This is a genomic window from Streptomyces sp. NPDC049577, assembly GCF_040675635.1.
Lineage (GTDB): Bacteria > Actinomycetota > Actinomycetes > Streptomycetales > Streptomycetaceae > Streptomyces.
The window spans coordinates 1-2,891 of record NZ_JBFAPH010000512.1; the positions used below are offsets into that span (position 1 = coordinate 1).

Here is a 2,891-nt window from a genome sequence, read left to right on the forward strand (position 1 = left end):
GCCGGCGGCGCCCACGCAGGCCGCCTCGCAGCGCCCGGCACCCGCCCGGCGCAGCAGGGTGCGGACGGCCGGCAGCAGCAGGTCGAGGAAGTGCCGGGCGTCGATGCCCCGGGGCCCGGTGCCGACGGGCACGGGTGAGGACCAGGTCAGCGAGGCGCCGTCGGCCCCGGCACGGGTCAGGGCGGCCCGGATGCCCGAGCCGCCGGAGTCGACCCCCAGCACCCAGCCGGTGGCCCTGCTCACGTCGTCACCCGCCGCATGGCGTCACCCGGCCCTCGTCGCCGTCCGGCCGCCGCTCAGGGCAGCTGCCAGTTCACGGGAGCCGCCCCCTGGCCGGCGAGCATCTCGTTGGCGCGGCTGAACGGCCGCGAGCCGAAGAAGCCCCGGTCCGCGGACATGGGGGAGGGGTGGGCCGACTCCACGCACGGCACGCCGCCCAGCAGCGGCCGCAGGTTGCGTGCGTCGCGGCCCCAGAGGATGGCCACCATGGGCCGCCCCCGCGCGACCAGCGCGCGGATCGCCTGCTCGGTGACCTCCTCCCAGCCCTTGCCCCGGTGCGCGGCGGGCTTGCGCGGGGCCGTGGTCAGCGCCCTGTTGAGCAGCAGGACGCCCTGGCGCGTCCACGGCGTGAGATCGCCGTTCGAGGGCCGGGGATGGCCCAGGTCGGTGTGCAGCTCGCGGAATATGTTCTCCAGGCTGCCCGGCAGCGGCCGCACCTCCGGTGCCACCGAGAAGCTCAGGCCCACGGCGTGCCCCGGCGTGGGATAGGGGTCCTGGCCGACGATCAGTACCCGGACGTCGTCGAAGGGCTGCTGGAACGCGCGCAGCACGTTCGCGCCCGACGGCAGGTACGTACGGCCCGCCGCGATCTCGGCGCGCAGGAAGTCGCCCATGGCGGCGATCCGCGCGGACACCGGGTCCAGGGCCTTGGCCCAGCCCGCTTCGACGATCTCGTTCAAAGGTCGCGCAGCCACAGCCGCTGACCCTCCCTCCCTTGCGTGAACCAAAGATCGTACGCGAGGGGGCCGGGCCGGTGTGCCGCCGGACGCCCCGGGGCCCGGGCCCGGCAGCACACTTTCAGCCGTACGTGTCGTTCCGCTCGTTCCGCGGCGTGTCTCAGACGGCCCAGGCGTACTGGTCCGGGGTGCGTGCCCGGGTGCCCAGGGCGGTCGCGGCGCGGCGGGCCCAGAACGGGTCGCGCAGCAGCTCGCGGCCCAGCAGGACGGCGTCCGCCCGGCCGCTCGCGACGATCTCCTCGGCCTGGTGCGGCTCGGTGATCAGACCGACCGCGCCGACGGGCAGCCCCGTCTCGGCCCGGACCCGCTCGGCGAAGGGCACCTGGTAGCCGGGGCCCGTGGGGATGCGGGCGCCGGGGGCCACGCCGCCCGTGGAGACGTCGAGCAGGTCCACGCCGTGGGCCCGCAGCTCGCGTGCCAGGCGCACGGTGTCGTCGGCCGTCCAGCCCGCGCGGTCGTCCTCCGGGTTCTCCGTCAGCCAGTCCGTCGCGGACACCCGGAAGAAGACGGGCAGGTCCGCCGGCCACACCGCGCGCACCGCGTCCACGACCTCCAGGGCGAACCGCACACGGTTCTCGAACGAGCCGCCGTACTCGTCGGTGCGGCGGTTGCTGTGCGGGGAGAGGAACTCGTGGATGAGGTAGCCGTGCGCGCCGTGCACCTCGACGACCCGGAACCCGGCGGCCAGAGCGCGTCGCGCCGCGTCCGCGAACCGCCCGACGATGTCCTTGATCTGGCCGGTGGTCAGCTCCTCGGGCACCTGGTGGTCGTCCTGGAACGCCAGCGGGCTCGGGCCGACCGGCCGCCAGCCCTCCTCGGGGCCGACCGGCCGCCCGCCGCGCCAGGGCCGGTCGGTCGCGGCCTTGCGGCCGGCGTGCGCCAGCTGGATCCCGGGGACGGTGCCCTGCTCCGTGAGGAAGGCGGCGATGCGGCGCAGGGCCTCGGCCTGCGTGTCGTTCCACAGTCCGAGGTCGGCCGGGCTGATGCGGCCCTCGGGGCTGACCGCGGTCGCCTCGACGAGGATCAGGCCGGTGCCGCCGGCGGCGCGCGCGGCGTAGTGGGAGAAGTGCCAGTCGTTCGCCACGCCCGCGCCCGGGCCCCACACCTCCGCGGAGTACTGGCACATCGGTGCCATCCAGACACGGTTGGGGATGGTCAGCGACCGCAGGGTCCAGGGCTCGAAAAGCGCGCTCACGGCAGGCTCCGTTCCGCTTCATGGCGAGTTCATGGCGAGATGGGTGAGAGGTGTGGCCGGACGAGGCCCGGAGGGGCCCCGGAACCACGCTCGTACGATAACCCTCGTACTACGAGACCTGTCAAACTACGATGGGTCTCGTACCACCGAGTAGGATGGCCGGGCCACGGAAGGGCCGATGGAGAGCCCCGCCCCGGAGAGGGCCCCCGGAGAAGGAGCAGCCGCATGCAGACGCAGGCACATTCCGCGCCGCCGCCGTCCGGCCGTCTTCTGGAACACCCGGCGCGGGAGGAGATCCGTCTGGAGTCGGTCCTGCACGCCCTGGCGGACCCGATGCGGCTGCTGGTGGTGCGCGCGCTCGCGGCCGCGGACTGCGAGCAGGCCTGCTCGGTGTTCGACCTCCCGGTGAGCAAGTCGACGACCACCCACCACTTCCGGGTGCTCCGCGAGAGCGGCGTCATCCGGCAGGTCTACCGGGCCACGGCCAAGATGAACTCCCTGCGCCGCGACGACCTGGACGCGCTCTTCCCCGGACTCCTCGACAGCGTGCTCGCCGCCGGCGCGCTTCAGGCGGAGCGCCTGGGCGGCTGACCCGCCGCGGCCAGCAGCCCCGCCCAGTCGGGGATCTTCACCGGGCCGCGCCCCAGCCGCCGGCCGAGTGCCGCCTCCGCCGCCTCGAT

Annotated in this window: 3 protein-coding genes and 1 pseudogene; 1 reads left to right on the forward strand and 3 read right to left on the reverse strand. The window is 74.7% G+C overall.

All coding sequences use genetic code 11. The annotated features are described in order from the left end of the window. The 3 genes and pseudogenes from AB0K09_RS31920 to AB0K09_RS31930 all read right to left on the reverse strand — a co-directional run. A pseudogene (locus AB0K09_RS31920) lies at window positions 1-243 on the reverse strand (ATPase); the annotation flags it as partial. Between the two features lie 53 nt (window positions 244-296). Continuing rightward, window positions 297-974, reverse strand: coding sequence for a uracil-DNA glycosylase (locus tag AB0K09_RS31925; RefSeq protein ID WP_366068882.1), 678 nt, complete (start codon window positions 972-974; stop codon window positions 297-299). A 142-nt stretch (window positions 975-1,116) separates the two neighbouring features. Further along, window positions 1,117-2,211 (reverse strand): NADH:flavin oxidoreductase/NADH oxidase, encoded by a 1,095-nt coding sequence (locus AB0K09_RS31930; protein WP_366068883.1) that lies wholly within the window; start codon window positions 2,209-2,211, stop codon window positions 1,117-1,119. A 225-nt stretch (window positions 2,212-2,436) separates the two neighbouring features. On the opposite strand from AB0K09_RS31930, the gene AB0K09_RS31935 reads away from it, so the two are divergent. Next, entirely contained in the window at window positions 2,437-2,802 is a 366-nt protein-coding gene (locus tag AB0K09_RS31935; RefSeq protein ID WP_366068884.1) for a helix-turn-helix transcriptional regulator, read from the forward strand. Window positions 2,803-2,891: the final 89 nt, after the last annotated feature.

Excerpts from the sequence above, each read along its gene's own strand:
- AB0K09_RS31935 (WP_366068884.1), top strand. The coding sequence starts at position 2,437 with ATGCAGACGCAGGCACATTCCGCGCCGCCGCCGTCCGGCCGTCTTCTG.